The sequence below is a fragment of the Gluconobacter sphaericus genome (assembly GCF_016757795.1).
Lineage (GTDB): Bacteria > Pseudomonadota > Alphaproteobacteria > Acetobacterales > Acetobacteraceae > Gluconobacter > Gluconobacter sphaericus.
Genome location: NZ_CP068419.1, coordinates 460,422 through 480,006, shown reverse-complemented (window position 1 = coordinate 480,006; position 19,585 = coordinate 460,422). Strand labels below are relative to the sequence as shown.

At 57.4% G+C, this 19,585-nt stretch carries 23 protein-coding genes; all 23 read left to right on the top strand.

Annotated elements, in window-relative coordinates; all coding sequences use genetic code 11:
• The first annotated feature begins 92 nt into the window (after window positions 1-92).
• Complete coding sequence (rpoB, locus tag IGS75_RS02425; protein ID WP_202257478.1) at window positions 93-4,265, top strand: DNA-directed RNA polymerase subunit beta; 4,173 nt, start codon at window positions 93-95, stop codon at window positions 4,263-4,265.
• 81 nt (window positions 4,266-4,346) lie between these two features.
• Window positions 4,347-8,666 carry a DNA-directed RNA polymerase subunit beta' gene (rpoC, locus tag IGS75_RS02420; RefSeq protein ID WP_141351586.1) on the top strand — a complete coding sequence of 1,440 codons (4,320 nt, stop codon included), beginning with the start codon at window positions 4,347-4,349 and terminating at the stop codon, window positions 8,664-8,666.
• Between the two features lie 376 nt (window positions 8,667-9,042).
• Window positions 9,043-9,414, top strand: a complete 372-nt coding sequence (gene rpsL, locus IGS75_RS02415; protein WP_011251969.1) for a 30S ribosomal protein S12 — start codon at window positions 9,043-9,045, stop codon at window positions 9,412-9,414.
• 12 nt (window positions 9,415-9,426) lie between these two features.
• Window positions 9,427-9,903 carry a 30S ribosomal protein S7 gene (gene rpsG / locus IGS75_RS02410; RefSeq protein ID WP_202257477.1) on the top strand — a complete coding sequence of 159 codons (477 nt, stop codon included), beginning with the start codon at window positions 9,427-9,429 and terminating at the stop codon, window positions 9,901-9,903.
• 115 nt (window positions 9,904-10,018) lie between these two features.
• On the top strand, window positions 10,019-11,209 hold the full coding sequence (gene tuf / locus IGS75_RS02405) for an elongation factor Tu (RefSeq protein ID WP_141351583.1): 1,191 nt from the start codon (window positions 10,019-10,021) through the stop codon (window positions 11,207-11,209).
• A 119-nt stretch (window positions 11,210-11,328) separates the two neighbouring features.
• Window positions 11,329-11,637 (top strand): 30S ribosomal protein S10, encoded by a 309-nt coding sequence (gene rpsJ / locus IGS75_RS02400; protein WP_007282720.1) that lies wholly within the window; start codon window positions 11,329-11,331, stop codon window positions 11,635-11,637.
• 10 nt (window positions 11,638-11,647) lie between these two features.
• The gene (gene rplC / locus IGS75_RS02395; RefSeq protein ID WP_041110841.1) at window positions 11,648-12,331 is read left to right on the top strand and encodes a 50S ribosomal protein L3; all 684 of its coding nucleotides are present in this window, start codon (window positions 11,648-11,650) and stop codon (window positions 12,329-12,331) included.
• A gap of 11 nt (window positions 12,332-12,342) precedes the next feature.
• Entirely contained in the window at window positions 12,343-12,957 is a 615-nt protein-coding gene (rplD, locus tag IGS75_RS02390) for a 50S ribosomal protein L4 (RefSeq protein ID WP_011251965.1), read from the top strand.
• Between the two features lie 41 nt (window positions 12,958-12,998).
• Window positions 12,999-13,295: a 50S ribosomal protein L23 gene (locus IGS75_RS02385; protein WP_174787554.1), complete on the top strand. Its 297-nt coding sequence runs from the start codon at window positions 12,999-13,001 to the stop codon at window positions 13,293-13,295.
• A 16-nt stretch (window positions 13,296-13,311) separates the two neighbouring features.
• Window positions 13,312-14,142, top strand: a complete 831-nt coding sequence (gene rplB, locus IGS75_RS02380) for a 50S ribosomal protein L2 (protein ID WP_141351579.1) — start codon at window positions 13,312-13,314, stop codon at window positions 14,140-14,142.
• A 16-nt stretch (window positions 14,143-14,158) separates the two neighbouring features.
• The gene (gene rpsS, locus IGS75_RS02375) at window positions 14,159-14,437 is read left to right on the top strand and encodes a 30S ribosomal protein S19 (protein WP_011251962.1); all 279 of its coding nucleotides are present in this window, start codon (window positions 14,159-14,161) and stop codon (window positions 14,435-14,437) included.
• A 2-nt stretch (window positions 14,438-14,439) separates the two neighbouring features.
• Window positions 14,440-14,868 (top strand): 50S ribosomal protein L22, encoded by a 429-nt coding sequence (gene rplV / locus IGS75_RS02370; RefSeq protein ID WP_011251961.1) that lies wholly within the window; start codon window positions 14,440-14,442, stop codon window positions 14,866-14,868.
• A gap of 3 nt (window positions 14,869-14,871) precedes the next feature.
• On the top strand, window positions 14,872-15,549 hold the full coding sequence (gene rpsC, locus IGS75_RS02365; RefSeq protein WP_011251960.1) for a 30S ribosomal protein S3: 678 nt from the start codon (window positions 14,872-14,874) through the stop codon (window positions 15,547-15,549).
• Between the two features lie 59 nt (window positions 15,550-15,608).
• Window positions 15,609-16,025, top strand: a complete 417-nt coding sequence (gene rplP / locus IGS75_RS02360) for a 50S ribosomal protein L16 (protein ID WP_011251959.1) — start codon at window positions 15,609-15,611, stop codon at window positions 16,023-16,025.
• Window positions 16,025-16,258: a 50S ribosomal protein L29 gene (gene rpmC / locus IGS75_RS02355; protein WP_141351577.1), complete on the top strand. Its 234-nt coding sequence runs from the start codon at window positions 16,025-16,027 to the stop codon at window positions 16,256-16,258. Before rplP ends, rpmC begins: the two co-directional genes overlap by 1 nt.
• A 13-nt stretch (window positions 16,259-16,271) precedes the next feature.
• Window positions 16,272-16,544 (top strand): 30S ribosomal protein S17, encoded by a 273-nt coding sequence (rpsQ, locus tag IGS75_RS02350; RefSeq protein ID WP_062029305.1) that lies wholly within the window; start codon window positions 16,272-16,274, stop codon window positions 16,542-16,544.
• Between the two features lie 12 nt (window positions 16,545-16,556).
• Entirely contained in the window at window positions 16,557-16,925 is a 369-nt protein-coding gene (rplN, locus tag IGS75_RS02345; RefSeq protein WP_011251956.1) for a 50S ribosomal protein L14, read from the top strand.
• Window positions 16,925-17,245 carry a 50S ribosomal protein L24 gene (gene rplX / locus IGS75_RS02340; RefSeq protein ID WP_141351575.1) on the top strand — a complete coding sequence of 107 codons (321 nt, stop codon included), beginning with the start codon at window positions 16,925-16,927 and terminating at the stop codon, window positions 17,243-17,245. The genes rplN and rplX overlap by 1 nt, the downstream gene beginning before the upstream one ends.
• Window positions 17,246-17,256: 11 nt before the next feature.
• The gene (gene rplE / locus IGS75_RS02335; protein ID WP_062029307.1) at window positions 17,257-17,820 is read left to right on the top strand and encodes a 50S ribosomal protein L5; all 564 of its coding nucleotides are present in this window, start codon (window positions 17,257-17,259) and stop codon (window positions 17,818-17,820) included.
• A 132-nt stretch (window positions 17,821-17,952) separates the two neighbouring features.
• Window positions 17,953-18,258, top strand: coding sequence for a 30S ribosomal protein S14 (rpsN, locus tag IGS75_RS02330; protein WP_011251953.1), 306 nt, complete (start codon window positions 17,953-17,955; stop codon window positions 18,256-18,258).
• Window positions 18,259-18,270: 12 nt separating this feature from the next.
• Window positions 18,271-18,669: a 30S ribosomal protein S8 gene (rpsH, locus tag IGS75_RS02325; RefSeq protein ID WP_011251952.1), complete on the top strand. Its 399-nt coding sequence runs from the start codon at window positions 18,271-18,273 to the stop codon at window positions 18,667-18,669.
• A gap of 10 nt (window positions 18,670-18,679) precedes the next feature.
• The gene (gene rplF, locus IGS75_RS02320; RefSeq protein WP_141351572.1) at window positions 18,680-19,216 is read left to right on the top strand and encodes a 50S ribosomal protein L6; all 537 of its coding nucleotides are present in this window, start codon (window positions 18,680-18,682) and stop codon (window positions 19,214-19,216) included.
• Window positions 19,216-19,578 carry a 50S ribosomal protein L18 gene (gene rplR, locus IGS75_RS02315; RefSeq protein WP_011251950.1) on the top strand — a complete coding sequence of 121 codons (363 nt, stop codon included), beginning with the start codon at window positions 19,216-19,218 and terminating at the stop codon, window positions 19,576-19,578. The genes rplF and rplR overlap by 1 nt, the downstream gene beginning before the upstream one ends.
• The last annotated feature ends 7 nt before the right edge of the window (window positions 19,579-19,585 follow it).

Genomic DNA, 19,585 nt, shown 5'->3' with positions numbered 1-19,585 from the left:
TGGCCGGTCGTTCCGGTCGTCCGCAATGCTGGGGTTAGTTTCCCAGTGCCGTTTACGGGCGACTCGAAGGTCTGGTGCAGAGGGCAGAAGAGATGAACGCGATCACCAAATCGTTCACGGGACGCAAAAGGATCCGCAAAAGTTTCGGGCGTATTCCCGAAATTGCGCCGATGCCCAATTTGATCGACGTGCAGCGCGCCTCCTATGAGGCATTCCTGCAGATGAACGTGAGCCCTGACAGTCGGCAGGATGCCGGGTTGCAGGAAGTCTTCCGTTCGGTTTTTCCGATCAACGATTTTGCGGGTCGCGGTCGTCTGGACTTCATGTCCTACGAATTCGAAGATCCGAAATATGATGTCGAAGAGTGCATCCAGCGCGGTCTGACCTATGCAGCGCCGCTGAAGGTCATTCTTCGTCTGACGACGTGGGATATTGACGAGGATACAGGCTCGCGCTCGATTCACGACATGAAGGAGCAGCCGGTTTACATGGGCGACATGCCGCTCATGACTGATAACGGCACCTTCATCATTAATGGTACCGAGCGTGTCATTGTCTCGCAGATGCATCGTAGCCCGGGCGTGTTCTTCGATCACGATAAGGGTAAGACGCATTCTTCGGGTAAATATCTCTTTGCTGCCCGTGTTATTCCGTATCGTGGTTCCTGGCTCGATTTCGAATTCGATGCCAAGGACTTGATCTATGTCCGTATTGACCGCAAGCGCAAGCTGCCCGTTACGACGCTTCTGTATGCGTTGGAAGGGGCTAATTATCTGGCTCAGCGTGCCCAGAAAATTGCGGAAGGCGGCGACGTCGACAGTCTTGATGTTCGTGGTATGGATCAGGATGAAATCCTGTCCTACTTCTATCGGACGGTTCCGTTCACTCGCTTGGGTGGCGAATGGGCCCGTCCGTTCGACCCCGATGCGTTCCGTGGTTTGAAGCTGCTCAGCCCGCTGGTTGATGCCGATACGGGTGAGGTGGTTGCCGAAGCCGATGCGAAGCTGACTGCGCGCATGGTTCGCAAGATCGCTGAGAAGACCCGTGTCGTGCAGGTTGGTCGCCTCGATATCCTCGGTCGTTTCCTGGCCTATGATCTCGTCAACGAGAACACGGGTGAGATTTATGGCGAAGCGGGTGAGGAGCTGACGGAAGATCGTCTCGCTGCGCTTGAGGAAATGGGTATCACAGAGCTTCCGCTGTTGTCTGTTGATGGCTCACATGGCCCTTGGATCCGTAATACGCTGGCTGCCGACAAGAACAGCTGTCGTGATGAAGCCCTGATCGATATCTATCGCATCATGCGTCCGGGTGAGCCGCCGACCAAGGAAACGGCGGAAGCCATGTTCCATGGTCTCTTCTTCGACCAGGGTCGTTACGATCTATCTGCGGTCGGCCGTGTGAAGATGAATATGCGTCTTGATGTCGATGCGCCGGATACCCTGCGTGTCCTGCGTAAGGAAGATATCCTGCGCACGATCAAGATTATGTGTGAACTCAAGGACGGTCGCGGCCAGATCGACGATATCGACAACCTTGGTAACCGTCGTGTCCGCTCTGTCGGCGAACTGATGGAGAATCAGTATCGCGTTGGCCTGCTCCGCATGGAGCGTGCCATCCGTGAGCGTATGGGTTCCGTCGACATCGACACAGTCATGCCGCATGATCTGATTAACGCGAAGCCGGCTGCTGCTGCTGTGCGTGAGTTCTTCGGATCTTCGCAGCTCAGCCAGTTCATGGACCAGACCAACCCGCTCTCCGAAGTGACGCACAAGCGTCGTCTTTCGGCGCTTGGCCCGGGTGGTTTGACGCGCGAACGTGCAGGCTTTGAAGTCCGTGACGTTCATCCGACGCATTACGGCCGTATCTGCCCGATCGAGACGCCGGAAGGTCCGAACATTGGTCTGATCAACTCGCTGTCGACCTATGCCAAGGTGAATAAGTATGGCTTCATCGAGACGCCGTATCGTCTGGTAGAAGAGGGCGTTCTTCAAGATGGCTGGAAATATCTTTCTGCCATGGAAGAAGAGAAGCTTGTCGTTGCCCAGGCTGATGCCAAGCAGGATGATCAGGGCCGCCTGACGGATGAACTTGTTTCCGTCCGTCGTTCCGGTGACTTCCGTGTTGTTCCGCCGGAACAGGTCACGGCCTGTGACGTTTCGCCGAAGCAGCTCGTGTCTGTCGCTGCCGCGCTCATTCCGTTCCTTGAGAACGATGACGCCAACCGCGCCCTGATGGGGGCGAACATGCAGCGTCAGGCTGTGCCACTGGTGAAGGCTGATGCCCCGCTGGTTGGTACCGGCATGGAAGCCGCTGTTGCGCATGATTCCGGTGCGACTATCGTTGCCAAACGCAGTGGTGTCATCGACCAGATCGATGGTGCCCGTATCGTGGTTCGTGCGACGGACGAGGCCGGTGCCACGCAGGGCGTGGATATCTATCGTCTGCGCAAGTATATGCGCTCCAACCAGTCCACCTGCATCAACCAGCGTCCGCTAGTGAAGGTCGGTGACACGGTTCATGCCGGTGACATCATCGCCGACGGTCCGTCCACCGAGCTGGGTGAACTGGCTCTGGGTCGTAACGTGCTCGTCGCGTTCATGCCCTGGAACGGTTACAACTTTGAAGATTCCATTTTGATCTCCGAGCGTATTGCCCGTGATGACGTGTTCACTTCGATCCATATCGAAGAGTTCGAAGTCATGGCCCGTGATACGAAGCTGGGTCAGGAAGAAATCACGCGCGACATTCCGAATGTCGGTGAGGAAGCCCTGCGTAACCTCGACGAAGCCGGTATCGTCTATGTCGGTGCCGAGGTGAATCCGGGGGATATTCTCGTTGGCAAGGTGACGCCGAAGGGTGAAAGCCCGATGACGCCAGAAGAGAAGCTTCTGCGCGCCATCTTCGGTGAAAAGGCATCCGATGTCCGTGACACGTCCCTGAAGCTGCCGCCCGGTACAACGGGTACGATCGTCGACGTTCGCGTTTTCTCCCGCCGCGGCGTGGACAAGGACGAGCGTGCCATGGCCATCGAGCGCGCCGAAATCGAGCGTCTCACCAAGGACCGTGATGACGAGCGTGGCATCCAGGAGCGCAGCTTCTACAACCGCCTTCGTGAGCGTCTGGTTGGCCAGACGGCCGGTGCCGGCTTCAAGGGCATCCGCTCCGGCACGCCGATCACGGAAGAGGTTCTGGACGAGCATCATCGCGCAACCTGGGCAAGCATCACGGTCACGTCCGACGAAGTCATGGCGGAGCTTGAAAAGCTGCGCGGTGAGTTCAAGGAAGCGACCCGCCGGATCGATGCGCGTTTCGACAGCAAGGTCGAGAAGCTGCAGCGCGGTGATGAACTGCCGCCTGGCGTGATGAAAATGGTCAAGGTCTTCGTTGCCGTGAAGCGTAAGCTTCAGCCGGGTGACAAGATGGCTGGCCGTCACGGTAACAAGGGTGTGGTTTCCCGCGTCGTTCCTGTCGAGGACATGCCGTTCCTTGAAAATGGTCAGGCTGTCGACATCGTGTTGAATCCGCTGGGTGTGCCGTCGCGCATGAACATCGGTCAGATTCTTGAGACTCATCTGGGCTGGGCCTGTGCCAATATCGGCGCAAGCATCGGCGATATGGTGGACGAGTATCAGCGGACCGGTGAGCGCAAGCAGGAATTGCTGGATCGCCTTCATGAAGTCTATGGCGATGTTGTCTTCAACGAAGATGTGGCGACCCTGCCGAACGAACAACTGATCGAGCTTGCGAACAACCTTCGCAAGGGATTGCCGATCGCAACGCCGGTGTTCGACGGTGCCTCCATCCCGGATATCGAAGAGATGCTCGAGAAGGCTGGCGTCAACAAGTCGGGCCAGTCGCAGCTGATCGACGGTCGTACAGGTGAGGTGTTCGAGCGCCAGACGACGGTTGGCTACATCTACATGCTGAAGCTGCATCACCTTGTCGACGACAAGATTCATGCCCGTTCGATTGGTCCTTACTCGCTAGTCACGCAGCAGCCGCTGGGTGGTAAGGCGCAGTTCGGTGGCCAGCGCTTTGGTGAAATGGAAGTGTGGGCGCTTGAGGCATACGGTGCAGCCTATACGCTGCAGGAAATGCTGACGGTAAAGTCGGATGACGTGTCCGGCCGTACCAAGGTCTACGAGGCAATCGTTCGCGAGCAGGATGATTTCGAAGCCGGCATTCCGGAGAGCTTCAATGTTCTGATCAAGGAACTGAAGTCGCTCGGCCTGAACGTCGAACTCGAGCAGAGCGGGCTTTAATTGCCTGCTCCCTCCTTACTCGTCACGGTTCATTTTTAAGGTGTCCGCGGTACGCCGCGGTACACATTGGGGTTTCGGCGCATGAACGAACTCATGAAGATCCTGGGTCAGACCGGCCAGTCGGTGACCTTCGACCAGATCAAGATCCAGCTTGCCTCCAGCGAGCAGGTGCGGTCATGGTCTTACGGCGAAATCAAGAAGCCGGAGACCATCAACTACCGGACGTTCAAACCTGAGCGTGACGGTCTGTTCTGTGCTCGTATCTTTGGTCCGATCAAGGATTACGAGTGCCTTTGCGGCAAGTACAAGCGGATGAAGTTCCGTGGTATTGTTTGCGAAAAATGCGGTGTGGAAGTCACGCTGGCGAAGGTGCGCCGTGAGCGCATGGGCCATATCGAACTGGCTTCCCCTGTTGCACATATCTGGTTCCTGAAGTCCCTGCCGAGCCGCATCGCCACGATGCTGGATTTGCCGCTCAAGGACGTAGAGCCGGTTCTATATTTCGAGAAGTTCCTGGTGCTCGACAAGGGTGTCTGTGAATCCGATCAGATCGACTCGTACAAGAACGGCAAGAAGCGCGATCAGTACCTGCTGGATGAAATCCGCTGCGAAGACTTGCTTGATGAATATCCCGACGCGGGTATCGATGTTGGAATCGGTGCGGAAGCCATCAAGCGTGCTCTGTCCAGCTATGACTGGGGTATTCCGAACGACCAGGAACGCGACCTGAGCCTTGCAGCAAAGGAAAAGGGCCTGCCGGATCCGTTCGACTATGATGCTGACGTCATGGAGGGCGATTCCGAAAAGACCATGATGCGCAAGAAGCTGCGCAAAGCCACTTCGGAAGCTGCGCGCAAGAAGCTCGTCAAGCGTCTGAAGTTGGTTGAAGCCTTCGTGGAAAGCGGTTCGCGTCCGGACTGGATGATCATGGACATCGTTCCGGTCATCCCGCCGGAGCTGCGTCCGCTGGTGCCACTGGATGGCGGTCGTTTCGCGACGTCCGATCTGAACGACCTGTATCGTCGTGTCATCAACCGTAACAACCGTCTCAAGCGGCTGATCGAGTTGCGTGCGCCGGACATCATTGTTCGCAATGAAAAGCGCATGCTGCAGGAAGCTGTTGACGCACTGTTCGATAACGGCCGTCGTGGCCGCGCCATCACGGGTGCCAACAAGCGTCCGTTGAAGTCGCTGTCCGACATGCTGAAGGGCAAGCAGGGACGTTTCCGTCAGAACCTGCTCGGAAAGCGCGTCGACTATTCTGGCCGTTCGGTGATCGTGGTCGGTCCGGAACTGAAGCTGCATCAGTGTGGCCTTCCGAAGAAGATGGCGCTGGAGCTGTTCAAGCCGTTCATCTATTCGAAGCTCGAGAAGTATGGTCACGCCACCACCATTAAGGCTGCAAAGCGTATGGTGGAGAAAGAGCGTCCGGAAGTCTGGGATATCCTCGAAGAGGTGATCCGCGAGCATCCGGTCATGCTGAACCGTGCGCCGACGCTCCACCGTCTCGGTATTCAGGCGTTTGAGCCGACGCTGATCGAAGGCAAGGCCATTCAGCTTCATCCGCTGGTCTGCACCGCGTTCAACGCCGACTTCGATGGTGACCAGATGGCCGTTCACGTGCCGCTGTCGCTTGAAGCTCAGCTCGAAGCCCGCGTGTTGATGATGTCCACGAACAACATCCTCAGCCCGGCGAACGGTAAGCCGATCATCGTGCCGTCTCAGGATATTGTTCTGGGTCTGTATTATCTGAGCCTCGAAGTGCCGGAATATCGCGAGGCACCTGACGAAGCTGTCATCAAGGATGGTAAGATCGTCACGGCAGCTCCGCCGGCTTACTCGGATGTTGCTGAAATCGAGAGCGCTATGCTTTCGGATTCGTTGAAGCTGCATGACAAGATCCGTCTGCGTCTGCAGACGATCGATGCAGACGGCAAGTCGGTCCGTCAGACGATCGTGACGACGCCGGGTCGCGCGTTGATTGCGCAGATTTTGCCGAAACACCAGGCCATTCCTTTTAGCCTGATCAACAAGCAGTTGACGAAGAAGAACGTGTCCGACGTGATTGACACGGTCTATCGTCACTGTGGTCAGAAGGAAGCCGTGATTTTCTGTGACCGCCTGATGGGGCTTGGTTTCCGTCACGCGGCTCGCGCCGGTATTTCCTTTGGCAAGGATGACATGATCATTCCTGAAGCTAAGGCAACTCTGGTTGGCAAGACTTCGGAAGAGGTCAAGGAGTTCGAGCAGCAGTATCAGGATGGTCTGATCACGGCTGGCGAGCGCTACAACAAGGTGGTTGATGCCTGGTCACGCTGCACGGACGAAGTTCAGGCTGCGATGCTCAAGGAGATCTCCAAGCAGGTTATCGGTAAGCCGACGAACTCGGTCTGGATGATGAGCCACTCCGGTGCTCGTGGGTCGCCGGCCCAGATGAAGCAGCTCGCCGGTATGCGCGGTCTGATGGTGAAGCCTTCGGGCGAGATCATCGAACAGCCGATTATCGCGAACTTCAAGGAAGGTCTGTCGGTTCTTGATTACTTTACGTCCAGCCATGGTGCCCGTAAGGGCCTCGCCGATACGGCGCTGAAGACCGCGAATTCGGGTTATCTGACGCGTCGTCTCGTCGATGTGGCTCAGGACTGCATCATTGTGGAGCCGGATTGCGGTACGGAACGTGGTCTGACAGTCCGTGCAGTTATGGATAGCGGCGAAGTCGTTGCTTCTCTGTCCGAGCGTATTCTGGGTCGTACCTTGTCCAAGGATGTGGTCCATCCGGTGACGCAGGATGTCATCCTGCCGCGTAATACGCTGATCGAGGAAGCCGAGGCCGAGCTCATCGAAAAGGCTGGTGTGGAAAGTGTCGATATCCGCTCTGTCCTGACTTGTGATAGTCGTGTCGGCATCTGCGGTCACTGCTATGGGCGTGATCTGGCCCGAGGTACTCCGGTTAACATCGGTGAGGCTGTCGGCGTTATCGCTGCCCAGTCCATCGGTGAGCCGGGTACCCAGCTGACAATGCGTACCTTCCATATTGGTGGTGCGGCAACGCGTGGTGCCGAGCAGTCTATGGTCGAAGCGTCACGCGATGGCATCGTGACGATCAAGAACCGCAACGTCGTTGAGAACTCGCAGAAGGTTCTGGTCGTGATGTCGCGTAACTGCGAGATCCTGCTGACCGACGAAAACGGTGTGGAACGTGCCCGCTACCGTGTGCCTTACGGTGCGCGTCTGATGGTCTCGGAAGGCGAAGCGGTGACGCGGGCACAAAAGATGGCCGAGTGGGACCCGTACACCCTGCCGATCATCACTGAGCAGGCTGGTACCGTCGAGTATCTCGACCTGATCGATAGCATCACGCTCGTGGAGCGCATGGATGAAGTCACGGGCTTGAGCTCGAAGGTCGTTGTTGACTACAAGCAGGCTGCAAAGGGTGTAGATCTGCGTCCGCGCCTGCAGCTCAAGGATGCTTCCGGCAACGTGGTCAAGCTGGCCAATGGCAATGACGCCCGTTACTTCCTCTCTCCGGACAGTATTCTGTCGGTGGAGAACGGAGCGGAGGTCAACGCCGGTGACGTTCTGGCTCGTATTCCTCGTGAAGGCTCCAAGACGCGTGATATTACAGGTGGTCTGCCGCGCGTGGCAGAACTGTTTGAAGCACGTCGTCCGAAGGATCATGCGATCATCGCCGAAGGCGAAGGCCGTATCGAATTCGGGAAGGATTACAAGTCCAAGCGCTGCGTCATCGTCAAGAACGACGAGACGGGTGAAGAGACCCAGTATCTCATTCCGAAGGGCAAGCACGTTTCTGTTCAGGAAGGCGACTTTGTCCAGAAGGGCGATCCGCTGGTCGATGGTCCGCGCGTGCCGCATGACATTCTCAAGGTCATGGGCGTCGAGGCGCTGTCCGACTATCTCGTCAACGAGATCCAGGATGTCTATCGACTGCAGGGCGTGAAAATTAATGACAAGCACATCGAAGTCATTGTTCGCCAGATGCTGCAGAAGGTGGAAATCCTTGAGCCGGGTGACTCAACCTACCTGATCGGTGAGACGGTGGACCGTATCGAGTACGAGGGTGAAAACCAGCGTCTCATGGAGAACGGGGATACGCCGGCAAAGGCTATGCCGGTTCTGCAAGGTATCACCAAGGCGTCCCTGCAGACGCAGTCCTTCATCTCGGCGGCCTCCTTCCAGGAGACAACGCGTGTCCTTACGGATGCGGCAACGTCAGGTAAGGTGGATACGCTCAATGGTCTTAAGGAGAACGTGATTGTCGGACGTTTGATCCCGGCAGGAACCGGCAGTGTGATGAACCGTCTCCGGAGCATTGCTGCCAGTCAGGACCGTCAGCGTGTTGGTGGAGCGTCTCCGAAGGCCGTCGAAGACGCAGCGGAATGAGAAAGGAATCCCCGCTTTTGAATGAAGCGGGGATTCGAGCCGCCCGATTCCGGAAACTTTCTTTGCAGAATCGGGTCATTTCGGCTGAACCACTTGACTTAGCGTCGAACCCTTCGTAGGTTCCGCGCCCTCGGCTCCTGCCTTCTTGGAAGGCTGAAAAAGCCGTCGAAGTTTAAAGAATCGCATGCGGTGCCGCTATCCTCTTTAGGAGGAAATGCCAAGGCCGCACGCTAAAGAGAGAAGGGAGCAGTTTACGCTGTTTCTTTTTCACGATGTGGAAATGGCAGGCGGTCCTACCGCATGTCGGTTGGAACAAATGTCACGACAGAAACAGTAATGTTGCTGTCTGAAATAGGACAAGGATTGGGAAGGGCGCATGCCGACCATCAACCAGTTGATCGCGAACGGCCGTGAGCCGGCCGCAAAGCGGAACAAGGTCCCCGCACTGCAGGGCTGCCCGCAGAAGCGCGGCGTTTGCACGCGTGTGTATACCGTAACGCCGAAGAAGCCGAACTCCGCTCTGCGTAAGGTCGCCAAGGTGCGTCTGACCAACGGGTATGAGGTCGTGAGCTACATTCCGGGTGAAGGCCACAACCTTCAGGAGCACAGTGTTGTTCTGATCCGTGGTGGCCGCGTGAAGGATCTTCCTGGTGTCCGTTATCACATCCTACGTGGTGTGCTTGATACACAGGGTCTCGCCAAGCGTCGTCAGCGCCGTTCGCTGTATGGCGCGAAGCGTCCGAAGTAAGAGGTATTTGGAATGAGTCGCCGTCACCGCGCTGTAAAGCGCGAGATCCTTCCCGATCCGAAGTTCGGAGACGTCGTTATTACGCGCTTCATGAATGCGCTGATGTACGATGGTAAAAAATCCACTGCCGAGGGCATCGTTTACGGTGCTCTCGAAGTCATGCGCCGTCGCGGTGGCACGACTGCAGATCCGGTGGTCATGTTCCACTCGGCTCTGGACAACGTGAAGCCTGCGGTTGAAGTCCGCTCGCGTCGCGTCGGTGGTGCAACCTATCAGGTTCCGGTTGAGGTCCGCGCCGAGCGCCGTCAGGCTCTTGCGATCCGCTGGCTGATCGATGCCTCCCGCAAGCGTGGCGAGAACACGATGCAGGAGCGTCTGTCTAACGAACTGATGGATGCGGTCAACAACCGTGGCTCCGCTGTCAAGAAGCGCGAAGACACGCATCGCATGGCTGAAGCCAACAAGGCATTCAGCCACTATCGCTGGTAATCAGAACCGGTTAAAGGGCTTCCGGCGGTGTGTCGATCTCAGGATCGTGCACTGACTGGTTTGAACTTTCAGTCTTACTCCCGTTCCAGGTGGGGCGGGGTTTTGGAGAAAGACGATGGCAAAGGCTAAATTCGAGCGGACGAAGCCGCACTGCAACATCGGCACCATCGGTCACGTCGATCACGGCAAGACCTCGCTGACTGCTGCAATCACCAAGGTGCTGGCAAAGTCCGGTGGTGCAACGTTCAGCGCCTACGATCAGATCGACAAGGCTCCTGAAGAGCGTGCTCGTGGCATTACCATTTCTACGGCTCACGTTGAGTATGAGACGGCCAACCGTCACTATGCTCACGTCGACTGCCCGGGTCATGCTGACTACGTGAAGAACATGATCACGGGTGCAGCACAGATGGACGGCGCGATTCTCGTCGTTTCCGCTGCTGATGGCCCGATGCCGCAGACGCGTGAGCATATCCTGCTTGCTCGTCAGGTCGGCGTTCCGGCTCTGGTTGTGTTCCTGAACAAGGTTGACCAGGTTGATGATCCGGAGCTGCTTGAGCTCGTGGAGATGGAAGTTCGTGAGCTCCTGTCTTCCTATCAGTTCCCGGGTGACGATATCCCCATCGTCAAGGGTTCCGCCCTTGTTACGCTGGAAGATGGCGACGCAGCAATTGGTGAAGATCGCGTTCTCGAGCTGATGACGCAGGTCGACGCTTACATCCCGCAGCCGGAGCGTCCGGTTGATCGTCCGTTCCTGATGCCGATCGAAGACGTGTTCTCGATCTCGGGTCGTGGTACGGTGGTCACGGGGCGTGTTGAGCGCGGCGTGATCAACGTCGGTGACGAAGTTGAGATTGTTGGTCTTAAGGACACCATTAAGACGACCTGCACGGGCGTTGAGATGTTCCGTAAGCTTCTTGATCGCGGTGAGGCTGGCGACAACATTGGTGCGCTGATCCGTGGTACGAAGCGTGAAGAAGTCGAGCGTGGTCAGGTTCTGGCAAAGCCCGGCTCCATTACGCCGCACAAAAACTTCAAGGCTGAGGCTTATATCCTCACGAAGGAAGAGGGCGGTCGTCACACGCCGTTCTTCACGAACTATCGTCCGCAGTTCTATTTCCGTACGACAGACGTCACGGGTGTTGTCACCCTGCCGGAAGGTACGGAAATGGTCATGCCGGGTGATAACATCGCTATGGACGTCGAGCTGATTGCTCCGATCGCCATGGACGAAGGCCTGCGCTTCGCTATTCGCGAAGGTGGCCGTACCGTGGGTGCAGGTGTGGTTTCCGCCATCACCGCCTAAGTCCTGCGTTTAGCCGTTGGCTTTGACAGCCCCGGTCAGATTTTATCTGGCCGGGGTTCCCTTTCAGGGGCAATGGTAGTAGGACGACACCCGAATTTTTGAGTTGGACGATTAAGAACATGGACAACCAGAACATCCGCATTCGCCTTAAGGCGTACGATCATCGCGTGCTCGACAACAGCACGAAGGAAATCGTAAACACGGCGAAGCGTACGGGTGCGCGGGTTCGGGGTCCGATCCCGCTGCCGACGCATATCGAACGGTTCACGGTGAACCGCTCGCCACACGTGGATAAGAAAAGCCGCGAACAGTTCGAAATTCGGACTCACCGCCGGCTGCTCGACATCGTCGAGCCGACCCCGCAGACCGTGGACGCCCTCATGAAGCTCGACCTCGCCGCTGGCGTGGACGTCGAGATCAAACTCTAAGGTCCAGACGATGCGAACCGGATTGATTGCAAAGAAGCTGGGAATGACCCGGCTGTTTAAGGAAGATGGCACGCATGTGCCTGTGACGGTCCTTCACCTTGACAATGTCGAGGTTGTGGATGCCCGCACGAACGAGCGTGATGGCTATACCGCCATTCAGCTCGGACTTGGTAATGCCAAGGTGAAGAATGTCACCAAGGCGAACCGTGGCCATTTCGCCCGGACCAAGGTCGAGCCAAAGAAGCATCTGGCAGAGTTCCGCGTCTCTGAAGACGCCCTGCTGGAAGCTGGAACCAAGCTGTCCGCTGCTCACTTCGTTGTGGGGCAGAAAGTTGACGTCACGGGCCAGAGCAAGGGCAAGGGTTTTGCGGGTGTTATGAAGCGTCATAACTTCGCAGGTCTTGAAGCGTCCCACGGCGTCTCCATCAGCCACCGTTCCCATGGTTCTACGGGCCAGCGCCAGGATCCTGGCAAGGTCTTCAAGGGAAAGAAGATGGCAGGTCACATGGGTGACGAGCGTGTTACCACGCTGAACCTTGAGATCGCTGCCGTGGATGAAGAGCGCAACCTGATCATGGTCAGGGGTGCAATTCCTGGTGCGAAGAACGGCCTTGTGCTGATTCGCGATGCAATCAAGAAGGCTCGCCATGCTGATGCGCCGTACCCGGCAGCAACAGTGGCGGCCGCCGGTTGAGGACGAGGGGCATGGAATACGATATCAAGACCCTCGATAACGGTAGCGCAGGCTCTGTCGCGCTTCCGGAAGAGATTTTCGCGGTCACTCCGCGCTCTGACATCATGGCACGTGTTGTGCACTGGCAGCTCGCAAAGCGCCGCGCCGGTACGCACCGTACGAAGGGCATGGGTGAGATTTCTGGCACGACCAAGAAGCCTTATCGCCAGAAGGGCACGGGTTCTGCCCGTCAGGGCTCCCTGCGTGCGCCGCAGTTCCGTACGGGCGGTGTTGTCCATGGCCCGGTCGTTCGCGACCACGGCTATGATCTTCCCAAGAAGGTCCGTCGTCTTGGCCTGATCTGTGCCCTGTCGCAGAAGGCAGCCGAGGGCAAGCTGATCGTTCTCGATGCAGCCAACGGTGTCACCAAGACCCGTGAAGCCGCAGCGAAGATCAAGGCCCTGGGTTGGACGTCCGCGCTGATCGTTGATGGCGCTGTTGATGAGCAGTTCGCTCGCGCAATCGCTAATCTGCCTAAGATCGACGTTCTGCCGACCATTGGTGCAAACGTCTATGACATCCTCAACCACGACGTGCTGGTCATCACCCGCGCAGGTCTTGAGGGTCTTAAGGAGCGTCTGGCATGACCACCAATACCGTCATGAACGCACACAAGACGGCACAGAACATGTCGCAGGAAGCCCTGTACGACGTGGTCCGTGCACCGCTGATCACCGAAAAGGCGACGCTTCTTTCCGAGCGTAACCAGGTGGTGTTCAAGGTCGCTCTCGGTGCGACGAAGCCTCAGATCAAGGCTGCGGTTGAAAAGCTCTTCAATGTAAAGGTTGCCGGCGTGAACACGCTGGTCCAGAAGGGTAAGGTCAAGCGCGTCAAGGGTCGTCCCGGCCGTCGCTCGGACATCAAGAAGGCGTATGTACAGCTTGCTGAAGGTCAATCCATTGACCTTACAGCCAAGCTGGGCTGACGCGGGGTAGGATACCATGGCACTCAAGCACTTTAATCCCACGACGCCAAGCACACGCGGCACCGTGCTGATTGATCGCAGCGAACTCTTCAAGGGCAAGCCGGTCAAGCAGCTTACGGAAGGCAAGAATAAGTCTGGCGGCCGTAACAATCATGGTCGTACCACGGTTCGTTTCCGTGGCGGCGGGCACAAGCAGTCCTATCGTTATGTTGACTTCAAGCGTCGCAAGTTCGATGTGGCCGCAACGGTCGAGCGTCTCGAATACGACCCGAACCGCACGGCGTTTATCGCGCTGATCAAGTATGAAGATGGCGAACTCGCCTACATTCTTGCTCCGCAGCGCGTGAAGGTTGGCGATCGCGTCATCTCCGGCGCTCACACCGACGTCAAGCCCGGCAACGCCATGCCGCTGGGTGCAATGCCGGTCGGAACGATCGTGCATAACATCGAGCTGAAGCAGGGCGCTGGTGGCAAGCTGGCACGCTCCGCGGGCACCTATGCCCAGCTGGTTGGCAAAGACGCCGGTTACGCTCAGATCAAGCTGCAGTCTGGTGAGCTGCGTCTTGTTCGCGGTGAATGTATGGCAACTGTTGGTGCGGTGTCCAACCCGGACAACATGAACCAGCACATGGGCAAGGCCGGTCGTTCCCGCTGGCTTGGGCGTCGTCCGCACAACCGTGGCGTTGTCATGAACCCGGTCGACCATCCGCATGGTGGTGGTGAAGGTCGTACCTCTGGTGGCCGCCATCCGGTTACCCCGTGGGGTGTTCCGACCAAGGGTTACAAGACGCGTGTTAACAAAAAGACGGATAGTTTGATCATCCGTCGCCGTAAGTCCGGCAAGTAAGAGGGGGCAAACAGAGATGGCACGTTCCGTCTGGAAGGGCCCGTTCGTTGACGGGTATCTGTTCGGTAAGGCTGAAGCGTCCCGCGCTTCTGGTCGTAATGAAGTGATCAAAATCTGGTCGCGTCGTTCGACGATCCTTCCGCAGTTCGTTGGACTTACGTTCGGCGTCTATAATGGTCACAAGTTCCTGCCAGTGCAGGTCACGGAGAACATGGTCGGTCACAAGTTTGGTGAGTTTTCACCTACGCGGACCTACACCGGTCATGGCTCTGACAAGAAGTCGAAGCGGGGCTGAAAATGAGCAAGCCGAAGCACATCCGCACGCTCGCTGATACGGAAGCGCAGGCAGTTGCCCGCAATATCCGCGTCAGCCCGCGTAAGCTGAACCTGGTCGCCGCAATGATCCGCAACCAGCCGGCTGACAAGGCTATCGCCGCTCTGACCTTCTCGCGTCGTCGTATCGCGCAGCAGGTCAAGAAGACTCTTGAGAGCGCTGTGGCCAACGCTGAGAATAACCACCAGCTCGATGTCGATCAGCTGGTGGTCAAGACGGCAGAAGTGGGCAAGTCCATCGTCATGAAGCGTTTCCACGCCCGTGGCCGTGGCCGTTCAGCTCGCGTCGAGAAGTTCTTCAGCCACCTGAAGATTGTTGTTGCCGAGCGTGCAGAAGCACCGGAAGAGACGAAGCCGTCTCGCGGAACCAACAAAGAGCAGAAGGCAGCCTGATCCATGGGACACAAGGTCAATCCGATCGGGCTTCGGCTCGGCGTCAACCGTACCTGGGACAGCCGCTGGTACGCCGGTCAAGATTACGCACGTCTGCTGCATGAAGACCTGAAGCTTCGTGCATTCCTGCGTCGCAAGCTCTCCGGCGCAGGCGTGTCCCGCGTTGTTATCGAGCGTCCGGCCAAGAAGCCCCGCGTGACCATCTACGCCGCCCGTCCGGGCGTCGTGATCGGCAAGAAGGGTCAAGACATCGACGCGCTCCGCAAGGAACTGAGCCGTATGGCGAAGACCGATGTGGCGCTGAACATCGTCGAGATCCGCAAGCCCGAAATCGATGCGACTCTCGTTGCCGAGAACATCGCTCAGCAGCTGGAACGTCGTGTTGCTTTCCGTCGTGCCATGAAGCGCGCAATTCAGTCGGCAATGCGTCTTGGTGCCCAGGGCATTCGGATCACCTGTGGTGGTCGTCTGGGTGGTGCTGAAATTGCTCGTGCCGAAAAGTATCGTGAGGGACGCGTTCCCCTGCATACGCTTCGCGCCGACATCGATTACGGTACGGCAACTGCCAAGACAACTTATGGTACCTGCGGTGTGAAGGTATGGATCTTCAAGGGTGAGATCCTGGCTCATGACCCGCTGGCACAGGATCGTCGTGCTGCGGAGCAGGCTCCCCAGCGCTAAGAGACTGTGAGCGAAAGCTCACAGTTTCATTGCTGGTGCTGATTTGAGGATTTAACAACATGCTTTCCCCGAAGCGGACAAAGTTTCGTAAGGCCCACAAGGGCCGCATTCACGGTCTGGCGAAAAGCGGAACCCAGCTCAACTTCGGTGCCTTCGGCCTGAAGGCGCTGGAGCCGGAGCGGATCACCGCTCGCCAGATCGAAGCCTCCCGTCGTGCGATCACGCGTGCCATGAAGCGTGCTGGTCGTGTGTGGATTCGTATTTTTCCGGATACTCCGGTCTCGACAAAGCCTGCAGAAGTGCGTATGGGCTCCGGTAAGGGTAACCCCGAGTACTGGGCCGCACGTGTCAAGCCGGGTCGTATCCTGTTCGAGATCGAAGGCGTTCCGCCTGAGGTCGCTAAGTTGGCCCTGAGCCTGGGTGCTGCAAAGCTTCCGATCAAGACCAAGTTCGTTCAGCGTATCGGAGACGCGTAATGGCCGACACGTACAAGCCTGCCGATCTGCGCGCGAAGAGCGAGGACGAGCTGAACGCTCTTCTGCTCGATCTCAAGCGCGAACAGATCAACTATCGTTTTTCAGCTGCCACCGGGCAGTCGGAGAACACAAGCCGCGTCAAGGTCGTGCGTCGTGCAGTTGCACGTATCAAGACACTGGCTCACACATCGAAGAACCGTGCGGGCGCCAAAACGTCCGCCGCTAAGTCCTGAGAGGAGACGGACGATGCCAAGGCGCGTCCTGACGGGTCGGGTCACGAGCGACAAGATGGACAAGACGGTTACCGTTCTTGTTGATCGTCGCATCATGCACCCGCTCTACAAAAAGTTTATTCGCCGCTCCAAGAAGTACGCGGCTCATGACGAAGAAAACGTCTGCCAGACGGGTGATCTGGTTCGCATCGAAGAATGCGCACCGATCTCTAAGCGCAAGACGTGGTCTGTCGTGTCGCGCAACGGTGAGGAGCTGGCTTCAGCATCCTCTTCCGTTAGCGCATAAGGGGGTAGGCACATGATTCATCCCGAGACCAACCTGGACGTCGCCGATAATTCGGGGGCACGTCGGGTGCAGTGCATCAAGGTGCTGGGCGGCTCCAAGCGGAAGACTGCCTCGGTCGGCGACGTCATTGTCGTGTCCGTCAAGGAAGCAATTCCCCGCGGCAAGGTGAAGAAGGGTGACGTCCATCAGGCCGTTATCGTCCGCACCTCTTACCCGGTTCGTCGCGCAGATGGCTCCGCCATTCGTTTCGACAAGAATGCCGCTGTTCTTCTGAACAAGCAGCAGGAGCCGATTGGTACGCGTATCTTTGGCCCGGTGGTTCGTGAGCTGCGTGCGCGCAAGTTCATGAAGATCATCTCGCTGGCTCCGGAGGTGCTGTAATGGCTGCTCGTATCAAGAAGGGTGACCAGGTTCTGGTCCTCTCCGGCAAGTCCCGTGGTGTTCGTGGTGAAGTTCTCGCTGTTATGCCGAAGGCCGAGAAGGCTGTTGTGCGCGGCGTAGCTATTGCAAAGCGTCACACGAAGCCCAACCGTGCTGGCGGAGAAGGTGGAATCGTCGAGCGTGAAATGCCGATTCATCTTTCGAACCTGAAGCTGGTTGATCCGAAGAGCGGCAAGCCGACGCGTGTTGGCTTCCGTATTCTGGAAGACGGTCGCAAGGTTCGTGTTGCCAAGGCAACCGGCGAAGTGATCGAAGGCTGAGGAACGCAACAATGAGCGAACAGAAGAACGCCTTGCCGCGTCTGCACCAGCGCTACGAAGAAGTGCTGAAGAAGCAGCTTCGTGAGCAGTTTGGCTATGCCAATGAACTCCAGGTTCCTAAGCTCGAGAAGATCGTGCTGAACATGGGTGTTGGTGAAGCCGCTGGTGACCAGAAGAAGCTTGATGCTGCTTTTGCGGAAATGACCGTGATTTCGGGTCAGAAGCCTGTCAAGACCCTTGCTCGCAAGGCTATTGCCGGCTTCAAGATCCGTGAAGGTCTCCCCATTGGCTGCAAGGTCACGCTTCGTCGTGCCCGCATGTACGAGTTTCTTGACCGTCTGGTGACGATCGCTATGCCGCGTATCCGCGATTTCCGCGGCCTGCCGGCAAACAAGGGCTTTGATGGGCATGGCAATTTTGCCATGGGCATCAAGGAACAGATCGTGTTTCCTGAGATCGAGTATGACAAGATCGATGCCGTTCGCGGTATGGACATCATTTTCGTGACCAGCGCCAAGTCTGATGCTGAAGCAAAGGCCCTGCTAAAGGCCTTTGATCTGCCGTTCAACGGCTGATCCATAATTTTTCAGACCGATCACGGTTAAAATCAGGATTCGGCCTTCCATTGGAAGGCCGCTTTCCTTTATAGACACGCTGATTGGAAAACCGTCGGGATAGGCCTGACAGGTTCCGGGAGAAAATTCGAGATGGCGAAGGTCTCAGCGGTAAACCGTAATAACCATCGCGCTGCCCTGGTGAAGCGCGATAAGGAAAAGCGGACCGCTCTCAAGAACATCATCAAGGATCGTACACTGTCGGTTGAAGACCGCTTTGATGCGACTCTTAAGCTGGCCCAGATGCCGCGGAATGGATCTGCGACCCGCGTCCGTTTGCGTTGTAAGCTTTCTGGTCGCCCTCGTGCCAACTATCGCAAGTTCGAACTGAGCCGTATTGCTCTGCGTGATCTTGCCTCCGCCGGCCAGATTCCTGGCATGGTTAAGTCGAGCTGGTAAAGGGTAGATCGAATGTCTTTGTCTGATCCACTGGGCGATATGCTGACCCGGATCCGCAATGCGCAGCGTGCCCGTCATGCTGTCTGCGTTGCGCCTGCATCCAAGCTGCGCGCAAGCGTTTTGGAGGCACTGAAGCGTGAAGGCTACATCCGTGGCTTCGCTGCTGAAGAGCTCCGCAAGGGTGTTGCGCAGCTCCGTATCGAGCTGAAGTATGTAGAAGGCCAGCCGGTCATTAAGGAAATCCATCGCGTTTCCAAGCCCGGCCGTCGCGTCTACTCGAAGATCAAGGAACTTCCGCGCGTTTATGCCGGCCTTGGTGTGTCGATCCTGTCCACCCCGCGTGGCGTCCTGTCGGACGTCGAGGCTCGCGCTGCCAACGTTGGCGGCGAGGTCCTCTGCCGCGTCTTCTAAGGAGGGTCGCATGTCTCGCGTAGGTAAATATCCCGTCGAAGTTCCGGCTGGCGTGCAGGTTTCCGTGGCTGATGGCTTTTTTAAGGCCAAGGGTAAGCTCGGCGAACTGACCGTTCCGGTGTCCCGTCACGTGGAAGTCAAGATTGAGGGCAGCAACGTTTCCGTCGCTCCTATCGGTCGTCGCTCTCGTGAAAACTGGACCATGTGGGGAACGACCCGCGCTCTGATCGCCAATACGGTCAAGGGCGTGTCCGATGGCTTCTCCAAGGGGCTTGAAATTCAGGGTACGGGTTTCCGTGCTGCTGTTCAGGGCTCTAACCTGGTGATGAATCTCGGTTTCTCACACGATGTTGTCTATCCGATTCCGGCAGGCATCAAGATCACCACTCCGCGTCCGACCGCAATCGTTGTTGAAGGTAACGATAAGCAGCGCGTTGGTCAGGTTGCGCTCGATATCCGCAGCTTCCGCAAGCCCGAGCCTTACAAGGGCAAGGGTGTTCGGTACGAGACCGAGGTTCTGCGTCGTAAGGAAGGTAAGAAGAAGTAATGGCATCGCAGCAAGGATTGCAGGAACGTCGCCGTCAGCGGCTTCGCTTCCAGCTTCGTCGCAAGAGCGGCGGCCGGCCGCGTTTGTCGGTCTTCCGTTCTAGCAAGCACATTCACGCCCAGATCATCGACGATGCACAGGGCCGCACACTTGCCAGTGCTTCCACGCTGGAAAAGACGCTCCGCGACGCTGGCAAGACCGGCGCCGACGTGTCTGCGGCTACGGTTATCGGTAAGCTGATTGCCGAGCGCGGCGTTGCAGCTGGCGTCAAGACCGTCGTGTTCGACCGCGGCTCTTATCTGTATCATGGCCGGGTCAAAGCCCTGGCAGAGGCTGCCCGTGAGGGCGGACTCTCGTTCTAAGGAGGAT

What these genes read in the sequence shown, in the direction of transcription:
- rpoB (WP_202257478.1), top strand. Translation starts at nt 93, where the DNA reads ATGAACGCGATCACCAAATCGTTCACGGGACGCAAAAGGATCCGCAAA.
- rpoC (WP_141351586.1), top strand. Translation starts at nt 4,347, where the DNA reads ATGAACGAACTCATGAAGATCCTGGGTCAGACCGGCCAGTCGGTGACC.
- rpsL (WP_011251969.1), top strand. Translation starts at nt 9,043, where the DNA reads ATGCCGACCATCAACCAGTTGATCGCGAACGGCCGTGAGCCGGCCGCA.
- rpsG (WP_202257477.1), top strand. Translation starts at nt 9,427, where the DNA reads ATGAGTCGCCGTCACCGCGCTGTAAAGCGCGAGATCCTTCCCGATCCG.
- tuf (WP_141351583.1), top strand. Translation starts at nt 10,019, where the DNA reads ATGGCAAAGGCTAAATTCGAGCGGACGAAGCCGCACTGCAACATCGGC.
- rpsJ (WP_007282720.1), top strand. Translation starts at nt 11,329, where the DNA reads ATGGACAACCAGAACATCCGCATTCGCCTTAAGGCGTACGATCATCGC.
- rplC (WP_041110841.1), top strand. Translation starts at nt 11,648, where the DNA reads ATGCGAACCGGATTGATTGCAAAGAAGCTGGGAATGACCCGGCTGTTT.
- rplD (WP_011251965.1), top strand. Translation starts at nt 12,343, where the DNA reads ATGGAATACGATATCAAGACCCTCGATAACGGTAGCGCAGGCTCTGTC.
- IGS75_RS02385 (WP_174787554.1), top strand. Translation starts at nt 12,999, where the DNA reads ATGTCGCAGGAAGCCCTGTACGACGTGGTCCGTGCACCGCTGATCACC.
- rplB (WP_141351579.1), top strand. Translation starts at nt 13,312, where the DNA reads ATGGCACTCAAGCACTTTAATCCCACGACGCCAAGCACACGCGGCACC.
- rpsS (WP_011251962.1), top strand. Translation starts at nt 14,159, where the DNA reads ATGGCACGTTCCGTCTGGAAGGGCCCGTTCGTTGACGGGTATCTGTTC.
- rplV (WP_011251961.1), top strand. Translation starts at nt 14,440, where the DNA reads ATGAGCAAGCCGAAGCACATCCGCACGCTCGCTGATACGGAAGCGCAG.
- rpsC (WP_011251960.1), top strand. Translation starts at nt 14,872, where the DNA reads ATGGGACACAAGGTCAATCCGATCGGGCTTCGGCTCGGCGTCAACCGT.
- rplP (WP_011251959.1), top strand. Translation starts at nt 15,609, where the DNA reads ATGCTTTCCCCGAAGCGGACAAAGTTTCGTAAGGCCCACAAGGGCCGC.
- rpmC (WP_141351577.1), top strand. Translation starts at nt 16,025, where the DNA reads ATGGCCGACACGTACAAGCCTGCCGATCTGCGCGCGAAGAGCGAGGAC.
- rpsQ (WP_062029305.1), top strand. Translation starts at nt 16,272, where the DNA reads ATGCCAAGGCGCGTCCTGACGGGTCGGGTCACGAGCGACAAGATGGAC.
- rplN (WP_011251956.1), top strand. Translation starts at nt 16,557, where the DNA reads ATGATTCATCCCGAGACCAACCTGGACGTCGCCGATAATTCGGGGGCA.
- rplX (WP_141351575.1), top strand. Translation starts at nt 16,925, where the DNA reads ATGGCTGCTCGTATCAAGAAGGGTGACCAGGTTCTGGTCCTCTCCGGC.
- rplE (WP_062029307.1), top strand. Translation starts at nt 17,257, where the DNA reads ATGAGCGAACAGAAGAACGCCTTGCCGCGTCTGCACCAGCGCTACGAA.
- rpsN (WP_011251953.1), top strand. Translation starts at nt 17,953, where the DNA reads ATGGCGAAGGTCTCAGCGGTAAACCGTAATAACCATCGCGCTGCCCTG.
- rpsH (WP_011251952.1), top strand. Translation starts at nt 18,271, where the DNA reads ATGTCTTTGTCTGATCCACTGGGCGATATGCTGACCCGGATCCGCAAT.
- rplF (WP_141351572.1), top strand. Translation starts at nt 18,680, where the DNA reads ATGTCTCGCGTAGGTAAATATCCCGTCGAAGTTCCGGCTGGCGTGCAG.
- rplR (WP_011251950.1), top strand. Translation starts at nt 19,216, where the DNA reads ATGGCATCGCAGCAAGGATTGCAGGAACGTCGCCGTCAGCGGCTTCGC.